General features: G+C 64.5%; 12 protein-coding genes. 7 read left to right on the top strand and 5 right to left on the bottom strand.

Annotated elements, in window-relative coordinates; all coding sequences use genetic code 11:
- The first annotated feature begins 22 nt into the window (after window positions 1–22).
- On the top strand, window positions 23–784 hold the full coding sequence (locus CSQ93_RS20350; protein ID WP_034786047.1) for a GNAT family N-acetyltransferase: 762 nt from the start codon (window positions 23–25) through the stop codon (window positions 782–784).
- On the opposite strand, the gene CSQ93_RS20345 is transcribed toward CSQ93_RS20350, so the two are convergent.
- From CSQ93_RS20345 to CSQ93_RS20335, 3 genes are all read right to left on the bottom strand, one after another.
- Window positions 717–6,179, bottom strand: a complete 5,463-nt coding sequence (locus tag CSQ93_RS20345) for a CHAT domain-containing protein (protein ID WP_099379592.1) — start codon at window positions 6,177–6,179, stop codon at window positions 717–719. The genes CSQ93_RS20350 and CSQ93_RS20345 overlap by 68 nt on opposite strands.
- 269 nt (window positions 6,180–6,448) lie before the next feature.
- Complete coding sequence (locus CSQ93_RS20340) at window positions 6,449–6,736, bottom strand: hypothetical protein (RefSeq protein ID WP_034786045.1); 288 nt, start codon at window positions 6,734–6,736, stop codon at window positions 6,449–6,451.
- A gap of 180 nt (window positions 6,737–6,916) precedes the next feature.
- A complete protein-coding gene (locus CSQ93_RS20335) occupies window positions 6,917–7,609 on the bottom strand; it encodes an ABC transporter ATP-binding protein (protein ID WP_099379591.1) in 693 nt (230 codons plus the stop codon).
- A 323-nt stretch (window positions 7,610–7,932) separates the two neighbouring features.
- Between CSQ93_RS20335 and egtD the strand changes: the two genes are divergently transcribed.
- Window positions 7,933–8,925, top strand: a complete 993-nt coding sequence (gene egtD / locus CSQ93_RS20330) for an L-histidine N(alpha)-methyltransferase (protein ID WP_099379590.1) — start codon at window positions 7,933–7,935, stop codon at window positions 8,923–8,925.
- Window positions 8,926–8,932: 7 nt separating this feature from the next.
- On the top strand, window positions 8,933–10,165 hold the full coding sequence (egtB, locus tag CSQ93_RS20325; RefSeq protein ID WP_099379589.1) for an ergothioneine biosynthesis protein EgtB: 1,233 nt from the start codon (window positions 8,933–8,935) through the stop codon (window positions 10,163–10,165).
- Between the two features lie 15 nt (window positions 10,166–10,180).
- Here the strand turns inward: egtB and CSQ93_RS20320 are convergent, their stop codons facing one another.
- A complete protein-coding gene (locus CSQ93_RS20320; protein WP_199534465.1) occupies window positions 10,181–11,782 on the bottom strand; it encodes a methyl-accepting chemotaxis protein in 1,602 nt (533 codons plus the stop codon).
- 167 nt (window positions 11,783–11,949) lie between these two features.
- Complete coding sequence (gene leuA, locus CSQ93_RS20315; protein WP_099379588.1) at window positions 11,950–13,656, bottom strand: 2-isopropylmalate synthase; 1,707 nt, start codon at window positions 13,654–13,656, stop codon at window positions 11,950–11,952.
- A 486-nt stretch (window positions 13,657–14,142) separates the two neighbouring features.
- Between leuA and tssF the strand changes: the two genes are divergently transcribed.
- The 4 genes from tssF (at window position 14,143) to CSQ93_RS20295 (ending at window position 22,059) form a co-directional block, all read left to right on the top strand.
- A complete protein-coding gene (tssF, locus tag CSQ93_RS20310; RefSeq protein ID WP_158301304.1) occupies window positions 14,143–15,984 on the top strand; it encodes a type VI secretion system baseplate subunit TssF in 1,842 nt (613 codons plus the stop codon).
- Window positions 15,948–16,979 (top strand): type VI secretion system baseplate subunit TssG, encoded by a 1,032-nt coding sequence (gene tssG / locus CSQ93_RS20305; protein ID WP_099379586.1) that lies wholly within the window; start codon window positions 15,948–15,950, stop codon window positions 16,977–16,979. The genes tssF and tssG overlap by 37 nt, the downstream gene beginning before the upstream one ends.
- A gap of 79 nt (window positions 16,980–17,058) precedes the next feature.
- Window positions 17,059–19,794, top strand: a complete 2,736-nt coding sequence (locus CSQ93_RS20300) for a type VI secretion system Vgr family protein (protein WP_099379585.1) — start codon at window positions 17,059–17,061, stop codon at window positions 19,792–19,794.
- Between the two features lie 42 nt (window positions 19,795–19,836).
- Entirely contained in the window at window positions 19,837–22,059 is a 2,223-nt protein-coding gene (locus tag CSQ93_RS20295; RefSeq protein ID WP_099379584.1) for a T6SS effector phospholipase Tle3 domain-containing protein, read from the top strand.

The raw sequence follows: 22,059 nt of genomic DNA, 5'->3' as shown, positions 1-22,059 counted from the left end.
TCTTGATCACAGGGATGAAACCATGCAGAACATAATCGCATCAAACGAAGCCAAGGCCCGTCCGGTCCAACTGGTGCTGAGCCAGGCCACTACCGCGGCGGAAGTGCGCGAAGTCCAGCGTTTGCGTTACAAGGTGTTTATCGAAACCATGGGCTTGACGTCGCTGGCCAACGCCGATGGCCTCGACAGCGATGAATTCGACGCTCACTGCGATCACCTGATCGTGCGCGATGCCGATACCCTGAAAGTGGTGGGCACCTACCGCGTGCTGAGCGCGGCCAAGGCGGCCAAGATCGGCCGGCTGTATTCGGAAAACGAGTTCGACCTGAGCCGCCTGAAGAACCTGCGCGGACGCATGGTCGAAGCGGGCCGCGCCTGCATCCACCCGAAATACCGGGGTGGCAGCGTGATCATGCTGCTGTGGTCTGGCCTGGCCGAGTACATGCGCCGCGAGCGCTGCGACTACCTGGTCGGCTGCGCCAGCATCAGCCTGGCCGATGGCGGGCATAACGCCGTCGCCGTGTACCAGGCGCTGGCCGAAAAGCACATGGCCCCAAGCGAATACCGCGTCACGCCGCACCTGCCTTTCCCCATCCATCAGGTGGAAGCGGCGCACAAGCCGCAAGTGCCGCCGCTGATCAAGGGCTATCTGCGTTCGGGCGCCTGGATTTGCGGCGAACCGGCCTGGGACCCTGATTTCGAAAGCGCCGACATGTTCATGATGATGCCGCTGGCGAATCTGGATGAGCGCTATGCGCGCCATTACGGCGTGGTGCCTGGCTAAGAGCGGGCAGTGAGGCCTGCAGCTGGCTGGCCAGCGCCTGCACGGCGCTGCGCAAGCCGGTGTCCGCGCTGTCGGGCGGCAGCAGTTCGAGCAGGAAGCGCAGCGGCGCCGTGATCGCTTCGGGTTCGCCGATGCTGCCGTGGCGCCGCACGGCGTCGTGGTACAGGGCCAGGAAGGCGGCGCGCGCGGGCGCGTCGAAGGGCTGGCCTTCCGGTACTTGCCACAGGGCCGCCAGCAGGGCGGCGCGCACGGGGGCGCCGGCGTCGATGGCGCGGTGTTCGTCCGCGTGGCGCTGGCGCGCATAGGCGATGGCGTCGTGCAGCAAATCGCCCAGTTGCGGATCGAGCGCGCGCCAGGCGCCGCTGTCGCCATGGGCTTTCAGCAGCAGGGCGCCCGCCAGCACCTGGAAAATCAGGTCGCAGTCGGCCACGCCGCTGCGCCGCCGCGCTTCGTCCAGCGCGGCCAGGCAGGCGTCCGTCATGGCGCGCAGTGCCGGCGCGCCCGAACTTCCTTCGGTGCAGGCCAGGCGCGCCTGCAAGGCCCAGTAGCGTCCCAGCAGGGCCAGGCGCTGCGCCGTGGGCGCCAGCGCCACCAGCAGATCGATATGCTGTTTTCCATCCTGCAGCAACTGGCGTCCCTGCGCCGGGTCGGGCACGGCCGGCACCTCGATGCCGGCGCCCGCATCGAGGCCGCACAGGGCCGCGCCCTGGCGTATTTCCAGTTCCGCCCAGTGCGCCAGCGCGCGCAAGCCCACCTTGCCGTCGGCCGCGCTGTGCGCCGCCCGATAGTGTTCGATGGCGCGCAGGGTGTTTTCCAGGCCACCGAGGCCGGCGCGCGCGGCGGCCATGTTTTCGCGGATGTCGGCGCAGCCGAAGAAGCGGGCGCGCACGGCTTCCTCGATGCTGCCCAGCTTTTCCTCGATGGCCGCGCGGCGCGCAGGATCGGCGCCCGCCAGGCGCGCGTGCAGGGTTTCCAGGTCGGCCAGCAAGTGGCCGTGGTAGTGATAGTCGGGCGCTTGCCAGGGCCGGCTCTGGGTATTCGGAAAGCGGTAGCGGTCGTCGCCATACGCCTGGTAGGCGCCCCAGGTGTTCGAGGCGGGGAACTGCAGGTAGGCCGCTTCGCGCGCCAGGCGCACGGCGTCGCCGAAGTATTCGCCGCTCAGCATGGCGTGATAAAAGCTGTGCGCGAAGATGCTGGCCGCCTGGTCGTCGATGCGCCAGCCGGCCGCGATCACCGCCTGCGAGCCCATTTCAATGAAGGCCGTGGCCAGGCTGGCGGCGAGTTTCGACCACGGTGCGATGGCGTCCGGGCGCATGTCGCCCAGGTGGCAGCAATTGATGAAGACGAATTGCGGCACGCGCTTCAATTTACCCACCTGCGCCGCCGTCAGCCGCGTCTTCGGTCCCAGCACCAGGCCCGTATGGGCGATGCCGGGGCCGGCCACTTCGCCATGGCCGGCCAGGTGGATGGCGAAATAGCGTTCGTCGAACAGGTGTACCAGCACGCGCTGCGCCTGAGGGCGCAGCAGCTCGCGTACCTGGTAGCCGTACGCGCCGAACATGCGCGCCACGTCCTGCGCCTCGGCCTGCGCGGCGGGCAGCTCTGGCAGGCCGGAATCGGTGTCGCCGATCACCAGCACGCTGTTGCTGGGCGGGCTGACGGCGGGCGGCTGTTCGCGCAGGCTGGCCAGCTGGCGCACCATGCCGATGCGCGTCGACAGCGGACTTTCCTCGCTGCCCGCCTCGTCGCGCATCAGCTCCCACGGATAGATGGCGGCGCTCTGGTCGACGGCCAGGATCAGGCCGCGCATCTCGGGGATGGCCGCCTTCAGGCCATTGGGCAGCATCAGTTCGTACAGGGCGCGCGACAGGCCCGGCTGGTCGGTGGTGTTGTCGGTGGCATCCATGATCAGGCCATCGACGGCTTGCCGCTGGTTCGGCTCCTCGTCGACGCTGTTGTGCGCGCGGTCCGTCAGCACGGTGAAGCGCAAGGCGCCGGAAAGGTCCGCGGCGACGATCTGCACGCGGCGCCAGCCGTTGTCGCCGCTCAGGCTGGGCAGGATGCGCCGGTAGCCGCCGGGGCTGTGGCGGATGCGCCGCTCGAACGTGAAGCTGCCCTGGTAGCGCGCCTCGGCCATGATCTGTTCGATGGCCACGGCGGCGGCGATGGCGCGCGCCTCGGACTGTTCGTAGATGGCGATGTGGCCGATGCGGCACGCCATGCCCGCGTCTTCCAGGCGCCGGTTGGCGCTGCGCGCGCCGTCGATCAGGGCGCGCGCGCACAGGGCGATGCTCAGGCCGCCATAGCCGGAACCGGACAGCAGGCTGGCCACGCGCAAGCCGTGCTCTCCCATCGGCGGCGCGGCCACATGGCCGGCGGCGCGCACCTGCAGGCAGACGCACGCGTATTCGAGCAGGCCGCCGGCAAAGGCGCGCGCCAGTTCGCCCGGCGTCAGCTCGCCCAGCGCGCCCAGGCCGATGACGATGGCGCCGCCGGGCCGGCGCGCCGCATCGGGCTGCAGCACCACGAGGGCGGAGTCGGGGCGCTGCGGAAAGCGTCCCAGCGCGTGGATTTCCTGCAGCTTGCCCGCCAGCAGGCGGTCGAGAAAACTCATGCTGCCGCGCAGCGATTCATACGCATAGCAGCCGCTCATGACGGGCGCGTCGGCCGAGGCCATGCTGCCGTGGATGAGGGATAGGCTCAGCTGCGGCGCGCGGGGCTCGGGCGCGCTGGCGGGGCCGGCGGCGCCGAGGGCCGCGTCGAGCAATTCCTGCGCTTGCGGGTACAGCGGGGTGGCGTCGGCGGCATACGGATGGAAGCGGGGCGGTACGCCGCCCGGCGCGTGCGGCGGGTGGCGCGGCAGGGCTGCGGTCTGGCCGCTGTCGAGCAGCTGTGCGATGGCCGGGTAGTAGTCCCTTTGCAGCAGTAGGTCGCCATGCGCCACCGGCAGGTAGCAGGCCGCCACGCCGTCCGGCATCGCGCCTTGCCAGGCCGTGCGGCCATCGCCGTCCGGCGACCAGGCTGTCTCGATGCCGCCGTCGCGCAGGCGCAGCGCCACCGGCGTGTCGGCGCAGCCGGCCAGATAGCTGCAATGGCGCGCGTCGAGCGGGGCCGCTTCCAGCAGGGCCATGGTGGCGCGCGCCGCGGCCAGCGCCTGGGCTTCGGGCGCCTGCCAGCCGCCGGGCAGGCCCGCTTGAACATCGCCGTCTGCCAGCCGGGCCCAGGCGGCGGCGTCGAAATAATCGATGCCGCCCGCCTGCGGCCATGGCAGCATGTCCAGCACGCCGGGAAAGGCGCGCACGAAGCCGAGAAACTGGCGCCGCGTGTGTTTCCAGCCTATCCAGCTTGCCAGCATCTGCACCAACCGGTCGCGTCCCAGCAGCACTTGCACCATCGCCTGCGTGCCGCGGTTGGCCGTGCCTACTTGCAGCAAGCGGCTGCCGGGCAGGGTGCCGAAGCGCTGCCAGCGGTCCTTCAGGGCCAGGCGCGCCACCAGCCCGCCCATGCCGTGGGCCACGATGCGCAGCGGCTGTCCACGCTGTTCCGCGTCGCGCATGGCGTCGTCGAGCACGGGCAGGAAGGCGCTGCTGGAGTGCTGCAGCGACAAACGCCAGTCATAGGTAAAAGGCCGCACTTCCTGGCTTTGCGCGAGGAAGCGGGCAAACGGTTCATAGCAGGATTCGACCCAGCCGGCGCTGACGATGTGCGGCTGGCCCACGGCCAGGCGTTCGATGCGCCCTTCGACCAGGTTGACGGGGTCGAACCAGATGCGGTTGCTGCCCACTTGCAGGTGGCTGCCCATGATGTCGGGCAGAAGCAGCACGATGGGCGCGTGCGCGCGCCGTTTCGGCACTTCGCCGCCGCGCGCCAGCGGGCCGTGCTCGATGCCGGGCAGCGGCTGGTAGGCCGTCTCGTTGCCGCTGAGTGCCTGCACGGCGGCCTGGCTCGATGGCGCGCGCTCGAAGTAGTTCAGGTGGTGCGCGTGCGGCCCGCGCAGCAGCAGTTGCCGCACCGGCGTGCTGCGCGTGGCGCCGCCGGCCATCGAGGCACAATTGACCACCAGGTCATTCTGGCCGCCGTACAGCTGGTCGTCGAGGCAGTCGCCCAGCCAGCCCAGCAAGCCATCGCCGCTGCACGCGCCGGCCAGTACATGCAGCGGGCTGGCCACGCGCACGTCGGGCGCATTGAGCAGCGCCACCAGGGGCGAGTCGGGCATCATCGCTTCGAGGCCCGGCAGGATGCGCGCATCGCAGCGCTGCCGCACCACGGCCAGCAGGAAGGCCATGGCGCCGTCGGGTACGCCGCCGTGCAGCAGCAGCTTGAACATCACGCTGGCCCAGCGGTCGAGCCGGCCCGACATCAGGGTGGTGCCGCGCGCCGGGCAGGCCACGCGCACGAAGCGGGCGATGCGGATGGCGCGCGTTTTCAGCTCTACGCTGAGCGCGCGCAGGCGCGCCGCATCCGCGTCGTGGCCGCTGCGCCCGCCCAGCCGCGCCTGCGCCGTGAAGTGCTCGATATCGTGGCTGTTGAACGCTTCGCCGCCCACCGTGTTTTCGCTCAGCCGCTCCAGGCCGTCGCCGGCCAGGTCGACGGCGCCGCGGCTGTCGATGCGCTGCGCCCGCGCCAGCAACTCACCCACCAGGCCGCCGCGCGAATGGCTCAGCAGGTGCAGCACGGCGCCGTGCGGCAACTGGCGCACGAGCGCCAGCGCATTCTCGATGGGGCTGTCGCTGAGGCTGCGGTGCTCATAGCCGTAGATGCGGTTGCCGTACTGCGCCGCCAGTTGCGGCGCCAGGCCGTTGCGCCACAGGCCGGCAAAGCTGCGCTGGGTCGACGAGGCCGTGCCGTGCAACAGCAGCAGCACCGGTTCCGGCCCGGCGGGCAGGCTGGCGACGGCCGTCATGCTGCCCGCCTCGATGCCGCAGCGGTACAGGCCCAGGCGCTGTTCCAGCTGGCGGTCCTGGAAGGCGCCCGCCGCCGCCAGCGCCGTCATGGCGGCGGCACCGCAGCGGTACACGCGCACGGCCCGCAGCATCCAGGCACCCAGGCCGTCGCGGCTGGCGCCGGGCGGCTGCCGCGCCGCCTGCGGGCGCAAGGCCAGCCCCACTTCGATGCTGGCGGGCACGCCATCACGCGCCACCGTGGCCGGTCCCAGGTAGCGTGGCAGGTCCAGGCTGCCTGCCAGCAAGGAATTGCCATCGCACAGCAGCAATTGCACCACGTCGGCCGGGCCGATATCGAGGGCGATGCGGCAACTGCCGATGCCGCGCGCGCCGGACAGCACGTGGGTTTCGGCATGCCAGCCGGGCGCGGCAGGGCAGTCGCCGGCCTTGGCGAGGGGATCGCGCGTGAGCGTCAGGCGCAGCACGGGCGGCGCAAGAGGATCGCTGGACATGCGGTTGAGAAAACTGGTTAAAAGCTGACCTTGATGCCTGCGCGGACTATGCGTGTTGTGTCAGATCAAGTTTGAGTGGAAATGCAGGGGCAGAAGCTGGGAGGGGGGCGGGAGCGGGAAGGCAGAGAAACGGTCAGCATGGTTTGGGCTGGGTCTCTTCGCTATCGTGTCCGGATGCGGTGCGGTGAGCGAACTGCGCGAATTGTATGGCAAAAGTTCATGGCGCCGGGGACCTGGGTGCCTGGCATGGCATTACAACAGCGGGTATATCAATGGACTGGCGTGGCGGACAGTTCCTTCAGTTCGCGGATGGTGATGTCCGATTTTTCATGCATGCGCAATAAAATCGTTGCACCGACCGACAGTTTGCCGTGACGAATCTTGCTGATGATGGGAGGCTGCACTTCCAGTACACGGCACAGCTCCGCATCATTTTTCAGGTTCATCTTCTCGATCAGGGTGTCGAGCAGCTTGTTGGGCACAAAACTCGATGGTTCGAGCGCACGCGCCCGGTTCATCGCCTCAATCATTTCCAGCTTCTTTTGCCGAACGTTCATTTACTCCTCCTTCAGGTTATGCAAGGGACGAGACCACTTTATGTGGTCCCGGCTATAGTTCGTCATCGCAGTACGGCTGTCCGGGTGACGTAGTACACCATTTGCGTTACAACATTGATAACCAGGCAAGTGTTTAAATAATACTACGATAACAAAACTTGTGACAGATGGTCAGTTAAATTAACTGATTGTTTGATCAATTTGGTTGACGATTGTTGTATTTTGTAATCCGCTTTTCGTCAGAATCATGGTCCGGTCCGCCATTTCGGCGGCGGCCAGCGAATGCGTGACCATGATCGCGCAACTGCCGTTGGCCTTGATTTCGGCGCGCAGCAATTGCAGGATGCTGTGCGCCGTGTCCGGGTCGAGGTTGCCGGTAGGCTCGTCGGCCAGCACCAGCGCGGGCTTGTGCACAAGTGCGCGGGCGATGGCCACGCGCTGCATTTCGCCGCCGGACAATTGCTGCGGAAAGTCGCCGCCGCGTCCGCCCAGGCCGACCGCCTCGAGCATGCTGGTGGCACGCTCCTGGGGCAGTCCGTTGAGCAGCAGCGGCAGGGCCACGTTTTGCAGCAGGGTCAGGTGCGGCAAGACGTGGAAGGCCTGGAAAATAAAGCCCATGCGGGCGCGACGCAGCCGGGTGGCGGCGGCGTCATCGAGGCTGGACATGGCAATGCCGTCCACCAGGATAGGGTGCGCTTCGGCACCCGCGTCGGGCGTATCGAGGCCGGCGATCAGATTCAGCAGTGTCGACTTGCCCACGCCCGAGTCGCCCATGATGGCGATGAATTCCCCGGCCTTGAAGCGGCAGGAAATATTGGCCAGCACGGGACGCGCATGGGCATAGGACTTCGACAGATGGCGCAATTCGAGCATGGTGATCTTGATTAATAACGGCTATCGTAAAGGGAGGCACGCGGGGGAGAGGGGGGCCTGGGAATTGCAAAAGGGGCGCGGATTGTTTGGCCGGCAATGTGTAGTATACGACAGGCTTATGCTTTTTGCTTGGCAATACCAATTTTGTGTGCACACTGCCAGTTTGACCTTAAGTTACCTGCCGCACGGCTGGCTTGCGCGGATTCCGCTATGATGAGAAAAAGTCATCGGCAAGGCGCCCGCAAACCGCTATGGCAGGGGCGCCGCGCCCGGTGGCTGACCGTGCAAGCCCTTCGTGAACCTAACATTGACGACGCCAGCCCATGACCATGCCACTTGCGCAACAGCAGTCCGATTTCCGTCCCGCCAGCCACGCCAGCGCGGCCAGCGCCACTCCTGCCACGATAGCCGAGATCAGCAGCGGCCTGCTGGCGCGCGATGCCTGGACCTCGCCCAAGTACCTGTACGACGCGCTCGGTTCGAAACTGTTCGAAGCCATCTGCGCCTTGCCCGAGTACTATCCGACGCGCACGGAAGCGGCCATCTTCGCCCGCCACGGCGCCGAGATCGCCCATGCCGTGGGGCCGGGCAGCACCCTGATCGACCTGGGCGCGGGCAATTGCGCCAAGGCCGCCAGCCTGTTCCCCCTGCTGCACCCGGCGCAATATGTGGCCGTGGATATTTCCTATGATTTCCTCAGCGAATCGCTGAGCCGGCTGCAGCAACGCTTTCCGCACATCGAAATGACGGGCCTGGGCCTGGATTTCTCCAGCCGCCTGGACTTGCCTGACAGCGTGCGCGACGCGCGGCGATTGTTCTTCTATCCAGGCTCGTCGATCGGCAATTTTGCGCCTGAGCAAGCGACCAGCTTCCTGCGCCGTCTGCGTGCGAATGCGGACGGCGATGGTGGCCTGCTGATCGGCGTCGACCTGATCAAGGATGATGCCATCCTCGACGCGGCCTACGACGACGCCTTGGGCGTGACGGCTGCCTTCAACCTGAACATGCTGCGCCACGTGAACGGCCTGATCGGCGCCGACTTCGACGTGCGCGCCTGGCAGCACCACGGCTTTTTCAACGCCGAGGAGCGCCGCGTCGAAATGCACCTGGAAGCGCGCAGTGAACAAATTGTCCACTGGAAAGGTGGCCAGCGGCGCTTCGCGAAAGGCGAGCGCATCCATACGGAAGACAGCTACAAATACACACGCGCCACCTTCGTCGGCTTGCTGGAGCAGGCGGGTTTTTCCACCGTGCAAGTCTGGACAGACCCGCAGCAGTGGTTTGCCGTCATTTACGCGCGGGTTATCAGGGATTAAGAAACAGATGCTGATCGATCATTACCATCAAGTGCGCCAGCATTCGCTGCGGCTGGCCGAACCCCTCTCCGACGAGGATTGCGGCGCCCAATCGATGCCGGATGCCAGTCCCGTGAAATGGCATCTCGCGCATACCACCTGGTTTTTCGAAACGTTTATTCTGGAAAGCATGGAAGCGGCGTTCGCGCCGTTCCATCCCGCCTTCCGCGTGCTGTTCAATTCCTATTACAACGGCGTGGGGGAAAAGCACCCGCGTGCGCAGCGGGGTTTGCTGACGCGACCCGGCATGGACGTCGTGCGCGCCTACCGGGCCAACGTCGATGCGCGCATCGCGCGCCTGCTGGCGGGCGAACTGGCGCGCGACGAGCGCGAACGGCTGACCATGCTACTGGCGCTGGGCCTCGAACACGAGCAGCAGCACCAGGAGTTGCTGTTGACGGATGTCAAGCACCTGCTGGCGCAGAGCGCCCTGTTTCCCGCTTATCTTGACAACGCCGCTCCGCCAGCACCGCAAGCCGCGCAGCCCACGGCCTGGCTCGCCTTTGACGGTGGCCTGGCGCAGATCGGCCATGCGGGCGATGGTTTTTGTTTTGATAATGAACTGCCGCGCCATCCGCAATACGTGGCGCCGTTCGAACTGGCCAGCGCGCTGGTGACGAATGGCGAATATCTCGCCTTCATCGAGGCGGGCGGCTACCGCACGGCGCATTTGTGGCTGGCCGAAGGCTGGGACTGGGTGCGTACGCAGCAACTGGCATGTCCGCTGTACTGGCAGCGCGATGACGCCGGCCACTGGCAGGAATTCACCTTATTTGGCTTGCGTCCGCTCGACCCGCATGCGCCGGCCACGCATTTGTCCCTGTTCGAGGCGGATGCCTATGCGCACTGGGCTGGCGCGCGCCTGCCGACGGAAGCGGAGTGGGAAGTGGCGGCGCAAGGCGTCGCGGTGGAAACGGGCCAGCTGCATCCGGCCGCCGGCGCGCCGGGTGCAGGCTTGCTGCAAATGTTCGGCCACTGCTGGCAATGGACCAGCAGCAGCTACGCGCCGTATCCCGGTTACCGTACGGCGCCCGGGGCGCTCGGCGAATACAACGGCAAGTTCATGCTGAATCAGTATGTGCTGCGCGGCTCGTCGTGCGCCACGCCGGCCGGCCATGCGCGCGCCAGCTACCGCAATTTCTTCCCGGCCGGTGCGCGCTGGCAATTTTCCGGCATCCGCCTGGCGCGCCAGGTGGAATAAGCAAGAATAAGCAACTTAGTGCAAGCGCGGGACGGAGGGAGCAGGACGGCTTGGCGTCTTGCCGCCGGCGCTCTGTTCCAGCTTGAACTGGCTGACGAGGGTTTCCAGGTCGCCCGCCTGTTCATGCATGGCTGCCGCCGCCGCGGCCGCTTCCTCGACCAGGGCCGCGTTTTGCTGCGTCGTCTGGTCCATCTGCATGATGGCGGCGTTGATCTGCTCGATGCCTTCGCTTTGCTCGTGGTTGGCAACGCTGATTTCACCGACGATGGCGCTGACCCGGCCCACGCTGGCCACCACTTCATCCATCGTGGCACCCGCCTGGCTGACCAGTTGCGCGCCCTGGTCGACCCTGCTGACGGAGTCGGCGATCAGTTCCTTGATTTCCTTTGCCGCCGCTGCCGAGCGTTGCGCCAGATTGCGCACTTCGGAGGCCACGACGGCAAAGCCACGGCCTTGCTCGCCGGCACGCGCCGCCTCGACAGCCGCGTTCAGGGCCAGGATATTCGTCTGGAAGGCGATGCCATCGATGACGGCGATGATGTCGACGATCTTGCGCGACGATGCATTGATGGCATCCATGGTGCCGATCACTTCCGCCATGGCCGAGCCGCCGCGCTGCGCGATGGCCGATGCCGAGCGGGCCAGGCTGTCGGCCTGGCGCGCATTGTCGCTATTGCTGCGCACGGTGCCCGTCAGTTCGATCATCGACGAGGCCGTTTCTTCCAGCGCGCTGGCTTGCGCTTCCGTGCGGGCCGACAGGTCGGCATTGCCGCTGGCAATCTGGCTCGACGCCACGGCAATCGTGCCTGTGCCGCCGCGCACTTGCCCCACCAGCGTGGCCAGGTTGGTATTCATGTCGCGCAGCGCCTGCAGCAGCTGGCCCGCTTCATCCTTGCCGTCAGCCACGATTTTACTGCTCAGGTCGCCTCCGGCCACGGCTTGCGCCACGCGCAAGGCATACGCGATCGGCGTGGTGATCGAGCGTGTGACCCGCCAGGCAAAGAGCACGCCCAGCAGCAGCGCGGCCGTGCCCAGGCTGGCCATCAGCACATTCGCTGCGGAAATATTCTGCTTGATTTGCTGGCCGCCATGCACGACCACGCCGCGCTGGATTTCATTCAGGTGGTTCACCGTCTTTTGCAACTGATTCAGGGCGGGCAGGGTGTCGTCGCGCACGTGCACGGCCGCTTCCGCGCGCTGTCCCGCCACCAGCAGCTTGTCGGCCTCGCTGAACGACACGACATAGGCCTTGCGCTGCTGCTTCAGGGTGGCCAGCAGTTCCTTGCCTTCGGGCAGCACGATCAGGCGGTCGAGCACGACCAGCGCATCGGTGATGGTGGCTTTGTTGGCGTCGATTTCGCCGTGGATGGCGTTGGCGCGGGCCGGATCTTCATGGATGAACAGCTCCAGCACCAGTGCCGCGTTCGAACGCGTGGTGCTACGGATGGTGGCGATGGCGTCGGCCTTGGCCCAGTCTTTCTCGATGATGGCTTCGCTGAGCGCGCCGATCTTGTCCAGGCGCAGCAGGCCCGTGCCCACCAGCACTGCCATCAGCAGCAGCACCACGCCAAAACCGGCGCCCAGGCGCACGCCTATCTTCATGTCCGTCAATTTCATACTGATTCCCTCGGTAGCTAATGATCTGTCTCCGGTGGTCTTGTTATGAAACAATTATACGGCTGGTGATACATGATTTGCACTACTAATTGCCTCATAGAAATGAAAAAGCGGCACGGCGATCAAGCCGTACCGCTTTTTCTCTCTATGGAGCGCGCTGAAAAGACTCAGGCGGCGCTGGCAGCCACGTCGGCCGCTGTTGTTTTTTCGGCGTCCGTCTGCCCGATGCGGCGGTTCACGGCCGACAGCACTGCCTTGAACGAGGCGGTGACGATATTGCTGTCGATGGCGGCGCCGAACAGGGTTGGGCCGTTGTCGAGGCGCAATTCCACGTAGCAAGCCGCTTGCGCGTTGGCGCCGGAGCCGATCGAGTGTTCATGGTAATCCATCAGCTTGATGTCGAGACCGAGCGCATTGACGAAGGCGTCGATGGGGCCGTTGCCGCCGCCTTGCAGGGCCAGTGGCGTCTGGCGGTGCGACAGGCTGATGTCGATCTGCACGGATTCATCGCTGCTCGTGTCTTCCACCATGCGGTGCGAGGCGTAGGCGTATGGCGCCGTCTGCTCCAGGTATTCCTTCTGGAAGATTTCATGGATATCCTGCGCGGCGATTTCGCGGCCCGTGGCGTCGGCCACGGCTTGCACGGCGCGCGAGAATTCGATCTGCAGACGGCGCGGCAAGACCAGGCCGTATTCCTGTTCCAGCAAGTACGCCATGCCGCCCTTGCCGGACTGGCTGTTGACGCGGATCACGGCGTCGTAGCTGCGGCCCAGGTCGGCCGGATCGATCGGCAGGTACGGCACTTCCCAGATGGCGCCAGCTTCTTGCTTGGCGAAACCTTTCTTGATCGCATCCTGGTGCGAACCGGAGAAGGCCGTGAAGACCAGGTCGCCCGCATACGGATGGCGCGGGTGGACGGGCAACTGGTTGCACTCTTCCACGCACTTGCGCACGGTATCGATGTCGGAGAAATCCAGGCCCGGATGCACGCCTTGCGTGTACAGATTCATCGCCAGCGTGACCAGGTCGACGTTGCCGGTGCGCTCGCCATTGCCGAACAAACAGCCTTCCACGCGGTCGGCACCCGCCATCACGGCCAGCTCGGCCGACGCGACGGCCGTGCCGCGGTCGTTATGCGGGTGCACGCTGATGATGATGGAATCGCGGCGCGCCAGTTTGCGCGACATCCATTCGATCTGGTCCGCATACACGTTGGGCGTGCTGCATTCCACGGTCGATGGCAGGTTGATGATCATCTTGTTGGCGGGAGTCGGCTTCCAGATGGCGCTGACGGCGTCGCAGATATGCTTGGAGAAATCGAGTTCCGTGGTGGAAAACGATTCCGGCGTGTATTCGAAGCCCCATTCCGTTTGCGGATGCTGGGCCACCAGCTGTTTGACGAGGGTGGTGCCGGTGGTGGCGATGTTCGTGATTTCCTCGCGCGACATGCCGAACACGACCTTGCGGAACACGGGCGCCACGGAGTTGTACAGGTGGACGATGGCGCGCTTGGCGCCGACGACCGATTCCACCGTGCGGCGGATCAGCTCTTCGCGCGACTGGGTCAGCACGATGATGGTGACGTCGTCCGGGATGCGGCCTTCATCGACGAGTTTGCGGACGAAATCGAAATCCGTCTGCGATGCCGATGGGAAACCCACTTCGATTTCCTTCAGGCCGATGGCGATCAGCATCTCGAAGAACCGCAGCTTCTTTTCCGCGCTCATCGGCTCGATCAGCGACTGGTTGCCATCGCGCAAGTCGGTGCTCATCCAGATCGGCGGTTTGCTGATGATCTGGTTCGGCCATTGACGGTCGGTCAATTTGACGGGAGGAAAGGCGCGGTATTTGGAAGCTGGGTTTTGCAACATCATGATCGGGTACTCCTGAAGATAGGGGGAAATCAATGGTTGTGGCGCAAGCTTGCCGGGCGGCCACGCAACACTAGGCCAGGCAAGCGATCGGTAGTTTTAGCAGGCAAAGGACGGCAACGGCGCCAGCGGCGGTCGCGTCAGAAAATACGGGTGTAGCGGGGGATGGTGCAAACATCATCAAACCTTCCAGGGTTTTTGAAACACGCCGGCGTGTGGCCAGGCGAAGCAATGCGGCAAACTTATGCGCGTGCTAGTAGTAGTCGCGATAGCGACAGCAGGGAAGGGGAGGAATGTTTGAAGGAGGACATGCACTCAATGTAAGGGAAGTCGGGCCGGACTGTCAAGCATATTTCAGCAGGGAACGCCGCTGCTGCCACGCCGCAGGTCGACTTATTGTTCCCGCGCAACTTACTTTTCTATCATTGTTGAATAATGCAGTTTCCGTCTGGCGACGTGTGTCGCCCGTCCTGCTTGGGAGTCGCCGGCATGGAATCTTTGCTGAAATACTATGAACTCGAACTGGGCATGTTGCGTACGCATCAGCAGGAATTTGCCGCTCGCTATCCTGGTGTCGCTGCCGCACTGGGTATCGTGGGCAGCAACTGCCAGGATCCGCACATTGAACGCCTGATTGAAGCGTATGCGCTGTGCAATGCCCGCACGGCCAAGAAAATCGATGATGCACGCCGTGTTTTCACCGAGTCCATGCTGGAAGTAAATTTTCCGCACTACCTGCGGCCGTTTCCAGCGTGTTCGATTGCCCATGTGGACGCCGGTGGCGCACCGGGCCAGGCGCGCGACGGCATCGATACCCTGCCGCGTGGAACCTTGATGCATGCACCGCAGTATCAGGGCGTTGTCTGCAAGTTTCGCACCGCCTATGACGTGGTGCTGGCGCCACTCAGCCTTGCTGGCGCGCGTTTCCTTCCCATGATTGATGCGACGGCGGCGATACATCTGCCCCCCGGCATATCGACCGCGCTCGCCATCGATATCGTGTCCACGTCAGCCACCGGCACGCTGGAGCAATTGACCTTGCCTGCCTTGCGCGTTTTCATCGACGGCACGCCATCGCTCACCTCCACCTTGCGCGATGCCCTGTTTCTGCATGCGGCGCATGCCTGGATCGAGGCCGGCGGCGTGCGGTTGCCGCTGGCGCAAGTGCCGCTGCGCGCCGTCGGTTTTTTGCCGGAGGAAGCGCTGTTGCCGCGCAAGCCAGGCACGCATCGTGCATATTGTTTGCTGACCGAATACTTTGCCTTCCCTGAAAAGTTCCAGTTTTTTGATATCGACCTCGGCCAGATCACACCACTGTTGCCGCCTGGATGCGAGCGCTGGAGCTTGCACCTGGGCCTGCGGGACATCGCTGCCAGCAGCGCTGCCGCACGTCTGCTGCGCTCTGTATCGGCAACAAATTTGCTGCTTGCCTGCACGCCGGTGATGAATCTTTTCCAGCAGGCGGCAGCGCCGATCAGGCTGACGCAAACGCACAGCGAGTATCCGCTGCTCGCCGAACATAAATATGCGCAAGCGTATGACATCCATAGTGTCGACGCCGTGCGCCTGGTGCGGCAGGGCGAGCATGCCAGTACGGTCACGCAATGCCAGCCGTTTTATGCCATGCACCACGGGCAGCCTGGCGGAGCGAAGCGCCGCTACTGGGTGTTGCGGCGCGATGAGGCGCGGGCGCTCAGCCATCCCGGTTACGAAAGCAGCCTGGCGTTTGTCGACAGCGACGAGGACGATACGCATGCCGGCATGGCGACGGTATCGGTCGACCTGACCTGCAGCAATCGCGATTTGCCGAGCGCATTGCCATTCGGCGCGCCCGGTGGCGACTTGCGGCACGAGGGGGCGGCTGGCGCGTTACCGGTGCGCCTGTTGCGTCAGCCGAGTCCGGCGTATCGCTTCAAGGCCGACTTGGCCGCGCAGGCCCGCTTGCTGGCATTGCTGTCCTTGAATCATCAATCTTTGCTGGACGATGGTGTGGCCTTGTTTCAGGAAATGCTGGCGCTGCATGATTTGCCCGCTTCCTTGATGTCGCAACGGCAAATTCAAGGTATCAAGGCCATGACGCACCGCGCCAGCAGTACCTGGATGCCCGACGCCAGTGGCGGTGTGCTGGTATTTGGCATCGACGTCTTGCTGACCGTGGAGGAAGAAGCGTATGTCGGCAGCGGCCTGCATGTCTTTGCGCAAGTGATCGACCATGTGCTGGGCATGTATGTGCATGTGAACAGCTATTGCCGCTTGCTTCTGATGTCGCACAAAAGTGGGAAGGAGTTGCTGCGATGCCTGCCCCGCAATGGCCAGCAGACGCTGGCGTAGTCGCGCTGTTGTCCCAGGCGCCGTACCGTTTCGGCTTCTTCCAGACGGTGCGCTTGCTCGAACGCTGGCTATGCCGGCAGGGGGCGCGCGCAGATTCAGCATTGCACGATGGCGTGCGTTTCCATCATAGCGTTGCCCTGGTGTTTCCCGCCTGCGAGATCGAGGCGGTGTGGCATGACAGCGAGCATGGCCGCCTGCACCTGCGGCCCAGTTTCATGGGTTTGCTGGGTGTGAACGGCACCTTGCCCCTGCACTATACGGAGCGGCTGGTGCGCCAGGAGCGGGCGACGGGCAATGCCGGCGCGCGCGCGTTTCTCGACGCCCTGTCGCAACGCGCTCCCGTGCTGCTGTATCAGGCCTGGGCCGGCAGCCGGATCGAGTGCCAGGTCGACGCAAGCGGCTGCCCCGGATTTTTGTCACTGCAACTGGCGCTGGCTGGCGGCTGGCCGTCGCACTTGGCTGGCACCGGCGCATTGCCGCCGGAAGCGCTCGCTTACTATGCAGCGGCACTGCGGCAGCGGCCAGTCAGCGCCGAATTGATGGCCGGGGTGCTGGGCGACTATTTCGGCGTGTCCTTGCGCATCGAGTCCTTCATCAGCGCCTGGCACTTGCGTCCAAGCGATGAGTATTCCCTGCTCAACCTTAGCAATGTGAGCCTGGGGCAGGGTGCCATGCTCGGTGCGCGCTGCCGGCGCCGGGATTTGCGCGTGCGCCTGTACCTGGGCCCTTTGACGCGGGCACGGTTCGACGATTTTCTGCCTGGAAACTCAGGCGCCATGGCGTTGAAAAGCATGTTCAGCTTGTTTGGCCTGCCTTGCGTGCAATACGAGATCCGCCTGATCCTGCGCGCTGCCGATGTGCACGGCAGCAGCCTGACGGCCAGGATGGAGCAGGGCGCAGCCCGCCTGGGGCAGGCAGCACGTTTGCTGGCGGGAGCGGCAGGCAGCGACTGCGACGCCATGCGCTATGAAATCCGGTTTCCCGGTGCCGCTTGATGCGCCGCAACTGGCCGCTGGTAAATGTATGAATACTGATGAGCTTGGGACGATGTGTATCGGCATTCAGGGAGAGTGAATGGATAGCGCGGATGACTTCATGCAGTTCATGCTGGCGGCGAAGGAGTTGAACGCCAGTAACCGTCCGTTGCGCCTGCGGCTGGCGTATGCGGACGGCGTCAACGACGATGTCCTGTTGCCGCAGCAGGTAGACGGCCGCGAAGCCATTTGCGCCAGCCTCGAGTACACCATACGTTGCGTCTCGCTCGATGCGCATTTGCCGCTCAAGCAGTTCATCGGCGTCCCGGCGGAGTTGCAGATTGTCACCGATATGGGGCAATTGCGCAGCGTGTGCGGCATCGTCGCGCAGGCTTCCGCCGGGCTGAGCGATGGCGGCCTCGCCACCTACCAGCTGGTGCTGCACGATACGCTGACGTTGATGGAGAAACGCCGCAACACGCGGGTTTTTCGTGGCAAGACGGAGCTGGAGATCGTCGAATTGCTGATTGCCGAATGGCGGCTAGGCAACACCATCATCGGCGCCACGTTTGCTTGCAAAATCGATCAGGCCCTGGCCGGCCGTCCTTTTCCGGCCCGTGAATTGACCATGCAGCACAATGAATCCGATGCCGCATTCATCCGGCGCCTGCTGCGGCGGCGCGGCATTTCCTGGGTCATCCAGCCTGGCGCCGCGCAAAGCGGGGCGTCCGACGCCATGCCGTCGCACGTCCTGTTGCTGTTCGATGATGGCGGCCGCCTGCCGGAGAATGTGGCGCCCGTGATCCGCTACCACCGCGCCGACGCCACCGAAGAGAGCGATACCATCACGGCCTGGGGCGCCGTGCGCACCTTGCAAGCCGGCAGTGCCGGCTACCACAGCTGGGATTATGCGGCGCCGCGCAACCGCCAGTTCATGCAGGTGGACGCTGGCGGGATGGCGGATCAGGGGGCCAGCGGCAATAGTTTTGCCGCCAGCCTCGACGATTATTCTGTGGCGACGCCGCACCTGGGCAATGATGCTGAGGATTTTCGACAGCTGGGTTTGCTGGCGATGGCGCGCCACGATGTGGAAACCAAGTGTTTTCATGGCGAGGGCGTGGTGCGTTCGATGTGCGCGGGCCAGCAGTTCAGCCTGGAAGGTCATCCCGAGATCGACCAGCATCGGCCGGATGGCCGGCGTTTCCTGGTCACGGCATTGGAAGTGCATGCCAGCAACAATCTGCCGCAAGCCCTGGATGCGCGCATCGCGCGCCTGTTCGCCGCCAGCGCTTGGCCGGGGCAAGAAACATTCGGGCCGCAAACGCCGCGTTATCGCATGCGCTTCAGTTGCGTGCGCGCCAGCGTGGTCCTGGTTCCCGCATTCGATCCGCAGCGCGACGTGCCCCAGCCGCAACTGCAAAGCGCCATCGTCGTCGGGCCCAGCGGCGAAGAAGTGCATTGCGACGAGCAAGGGCGCATCAAGGTGCGCTTTCCCGCCACCCGCGCCGCCGACCATGCGCATGCGCAAGGTTCCGGCGCCTCGGACACGGAGCGCGACACGGCCTGGCTGCGCGTCGTCAGCAACTGGGCTGGCGATGGACAGGGCAGCGCGCACCAGTGCGGCACCTTGGCCTTGCCGAGAGTCGGGTCGGAAGTGCTGATCGGGTTTTTGGCGGGCGACCCCGACCGGCCCATTGTGCTGGGACAATTGTTCAACGCCGTGGCGCCGCCACCGGCGCTCAGCAAGCGCGGCGCGCTGCCGGGCAACCGCTACCTGGCGGGCATGCGCAGCCGCGAAGTGCGCGGCCAGGGCGGCAATCAGCTGCGTTTCGACGATACGCCCGGACAGATCAGTGCCCAGCTGGCCAGCGATCACGCCGCCACCGAGCTTAACCTGGGCTTCCTCGTCGAGCCGCGCGCAGGCGGCGCGGGCCGGCAGCGCGGCGATGGTTTCGAGTTGCGCAGCGATCATGGCGGCGCCGTGCGCAGCGGCAAGGCACTGCTGCTGTCGGCCTGGCGGCGGCTCGACGCCACAGGCGGCCAGTTATCGGCCGAGGAGCATGTGGCCCTGATGCAGGAGTGTTTGAACCTGTTCAAATCGTTGAGCGAATACGCTGGCGCGCACCAGGCGCTGCCGGTCGACGTGGCGCCCGCCGCTGCTTTGAAAGAGGCGGTGGCTGCTGCCGTGGCGCCCACGGCCAGCTTGACGGCGCCCGCGGGGCTGGCGCTGAGCAGCCCGAAGACCATCGTCAGCTACGCCGGCGTGAATGTCGACACGGTGGCGCAGCAGCATGTGCACGTGATCGCGGGCCAGCGCTGCAGCGTACAGGCCGGCGATGGCGTATCCGTGTTTGCCCACAAGGGCGGTATCGCCCAGATCGCGCACCATGGCAAATTTCTCATGCAGAGCCAGTTTGACGAGATGCAGCTGAACGCCGCCAAGGCCCTGAAATTGACGGCCAATACCCGCCTGATCGGCATGGCGCAGGATGAAATCACGTTCATGACGGCCGGCGGCGCCTATCTGAAACTGGCGGGCGGCAGCGTGGAACTCGGTGGTCCGGGTGCGCTGACCATCAAGACCGACGGCCATCACTGGAATGGTCCGGCCAGCAGCAAGGCTGAATTGCCGAGCTTTGACGAGGGCGACCTTGGCCGCATGCCACAGGTGCTTTCCGGCCTCGATGGCAGTCCCGTCAGTGGCGTCAAGATCGTCGTCGAGCGCGAGGATGGCGCGCAGCAAGTGGTCGATGCCGACAGCGAAGGCAAGGGCGCGGCCATCGTGGGCGACAGTCTGGAAAAACTCAAGGTGCGTATTTTCAGGCCGCGCGACTGAGCATCGATATTGCACGTTCTGCGTCATGAATGGGAGTCAAGCATGAGTGTACACAAGCCCAAGGCGGGTTCCTTGCCCTTCGATGAAAGCAAATACCTGCAGATAGGCGAAAAAGACGGCCTGCTGCGCTTCGACCATGACACGCTGCCGATTACCACGCGCCTGCCTTTGCCGGGCATCATGATCTTCGTGCATGGCGTCAACTCCGATGGCGAGTGGTATGACGAGGCTGAAACCGGTCTGTGCGCGGGATTGAATGCACGCCTGCACCGGCGCGTACACGATGCCGGGCGCGGCGCCCAGGAGGGCATCGCCATGACGCCGGCCCGCTATTTGCAGCAGCTGACGCGCGACGGCTTCATCAATCCCCTGATGAAACCGAGAAGCTTCATGGAGGGCGATGGCTATTCGCCCGTGATCCGCTTTCGCTGGGGTTACGCAGCCAATGATATCGAGTTGCAGACGTATGGCGACGGCATTTTCCTGAACGAGCAGAATTACTGGGGTGGCGGACCGTTCGCCAATGGCTGCAGTTCCCTGCCGGACTTGTGGGGTGAAGGCTTGTCGGACCAGCTGTTTCTGTGGATGCAGATCCAGCACATGAATCCGACCAATGACAGGCAGGTGTACGCCTGCCCGCCAAGGCCGTATTTCGTGCTGGCCGCCTACCGCCTGGCGCGGCTGATCGAGGCCATCCGGAAAAAGCAGGCCGATGTGCCGATCACCATCGTATGCCATAGCCAGGGCAATATGGTCAGCATGGCGGCGGCCTTTCTGGGTGAACGCCTGCCCAAGGTGGCGGACTCTCAAGGTAGGATGTGGCCTTGCATTGCCGACAATTATGTCCTGTGCAATTCGCCGTACAGCGTGGTGGAAGACAACATGGCGGAGAACTGGACGTCGTCGAATCTGACGGCGGCCGACGGCAGCACTGGCCGCCAGACGGCCGCGGCGCGCTTTGACACGCTGGCGGCCTTCTTTGCCCTCATCGGCGAGCGGCGCGCCGCACAATGGCCAGCCGGGAAAATCGACCAGGCCATGAGCAGTGCGCACCACCCGTTCAAGGCGCAGCACGATATTGACAGTTATGGCGTGCGGGGCGCGACCGTGGGACGCGTGACCCTGTATTGCAATCCGCACGACCAGGTGATTTCATCATTGACGGTGCAAGGCATCGGCTGGCGCGGCCTGGCCGGCCCTGTGCTGGACAAGAATGGCCTGCCGAAGAAAGACCGCCAGGGCAAGCTCGATCCGGGTGAAATCGCCAGAGCGGGCGGGGAGGGAATATTGACCCAGCGCGTGTTTGCCGAGGGTTTTCCCGTCGGCGTAAAAGGCGCGTACGACTACTGGGGCGACCATCGTCCTGCCATCGATTTTGGCAGCGACCATTTCTGGAATCCGCCTTCCATGATTTCCACCTATAGCGTGGAAAAGGGGGTGGAAGCGCAAGAGAACTGGCTGTTCCGGATACTCACCGTGGCGTTTGCGCCCATCGCCATCATGGCCACCGCATTGATGCGCAAGCGTATCAATGCCTCGCCCGACAAGTACTGGAAAATCCCGCTGGAAGCGCCCGACCTGCCGGAGACCTTCTTTCCGCAGGCGAAGTTATTTGGCGAGATCTGCCCCAGCTTTGACATGGGCCTGCATCCGCATGGCTGGAATCGCAACAAGGATGCCGCCCATCCGGCGGGCGACCCGTTCCATGGCGAGCGCGAGCTGGAGATACCGCGCGGTGGCCTGCATGGCGAACAACAGCGCACCGATGCGGCGCGCGGCAACGAGGCGAGCGAAGCGGCCCTGCAATACGAATACCACGCTTCCCTGCGCATGATGGCCAAGCGCGAAGGCAAGGTCGAGAAAGGCAAACAAGTCACGGAAGAAGACCATCCCGAGACGGCAAGCGCGCAATACACGGCATGGCGCCAGCGGAAAATCCAGGCGGGACTCGCTGGCAACGTCGGCACGTATGCCACCGATCACTCCACCATCCTGACCAACAGCGAACACTCCAGAAAGGCGCTGGCGTATGACGTGGCCGTGGGCTGTTGTCATTTGCTGGAAACGGATTTGCGGGAGTTGCGGACGATGGCGGATTGGCGGTTTCTTTATGAAATTGAAGGTGATGAGGAGATAAAGAAGTTTGATGAGTACTTTATAAAAGGAAGGTTGAAAAAGAGGACTGCCCTGGAATGGGTAGGTGAGTCCGCAGAAGGTGCAATGCCAGAAAAAATAAAAAACTCACGTGAAAATGGTGGTTTTTAA

The organism is Janthinobacterium sp. BJB426 (genome assembly GCF_002735705.1).
GTDB lineage: Bacteria > Pseudomonadota > Gammaproteobacteria > Burkholderiales > Burkholderiaceae_D > Janthinobacterium.
This window is presented reverse-complemented; position numbering and strand designations above follow the sequence as displayed.

Excerpts from the sequence above, each read along its gene's own strand:
- CSQ93_RS20320 (WP_199534465.1), bottom strand. The coding sequence starts at position 11,782 with ATGAAATTGACGGACATGAAGATAGGCGTGCGCCTGGGCGCCGGTTTT.
- CSQ93_RS20350 (WP_034786047.1), top strand. The coding sequence starts at position 23 with ATGCAGAACATAATCGCATCAAACGAAGCCAAGGCCCGTCCGGTCCAA.
- CSQ93_RS20295 (WP_099379584.1), top strand. The coding sequence starts at position 19,837 with ATGAGTGTACACAAGCCCAAGGCGGGTTCCTTGCCCTTCGATGAAAGC.
- CSQ93_RS20345 (WP_099379592.1), bottom strand. The coding sequence starts at position 6,179 with ATGTCCAGCGATCCTCTTGCGCCGCCCGTGCTGCGCCTGACGCTCACG.
- CSQ93_RS20300 (WP_099379585.1), top strand. The coding sequence starts at position 17,059 with ATGGATAGCGCGGATGACTTCATGCAGTTCATGCTGGCGGCGAAGGAG.
- tssG (WP_099379586.1), top strand. The coding sequence starts at position 15,948 with ATGCCTGCCCCGCAATGGCCAGCAGACGCTGGCGTAGTCGCGCTGTTG.
- leuA (WP_099379588.1), bottom strand. The coding sequence starts at position 13,656 with ATGATGTTGCAAAACCCAGCTTCCAAATACCGCGCCTTTCCTCCCGTC.
- egtB (WP_099379589.1), top strand. The coding sequence starts at position 8,933 with ATGCTGATCGATCATTACCATCAAGTGCGCCAGCATTCGCTGCGGCTG.
- CSQ93_RS20335 (WP_099379591.1), bottom strand. The coding sequence starts at position 7,609 with ATGCTCGAATTGCGCCATCTGTCGAAGTCCTATGCCCATGCGCGTCCC.
- CSQ93_RS20340 (WP_034786045.1), bottom strand. The coding sequence starts at position 6,736 with ATGAACGTTCGGCAAAAGAAGCTGGAAATGATTGAGGCGATGAACCGG.
- egtD (WP_099379590.1), top strand. The coding sequence starts at position 7,933 with ATGACCATGCCACTTGCGCAACAGCAGTCCGATTTCCGTCCCGCCAGC.
- tssF (WP_158301304.1), top strand. The coding sequence starts at position 14,143 with ATGGAATCTTTGCTGAAATACTATGAACTCGAACTGGGCATGTTGCGT.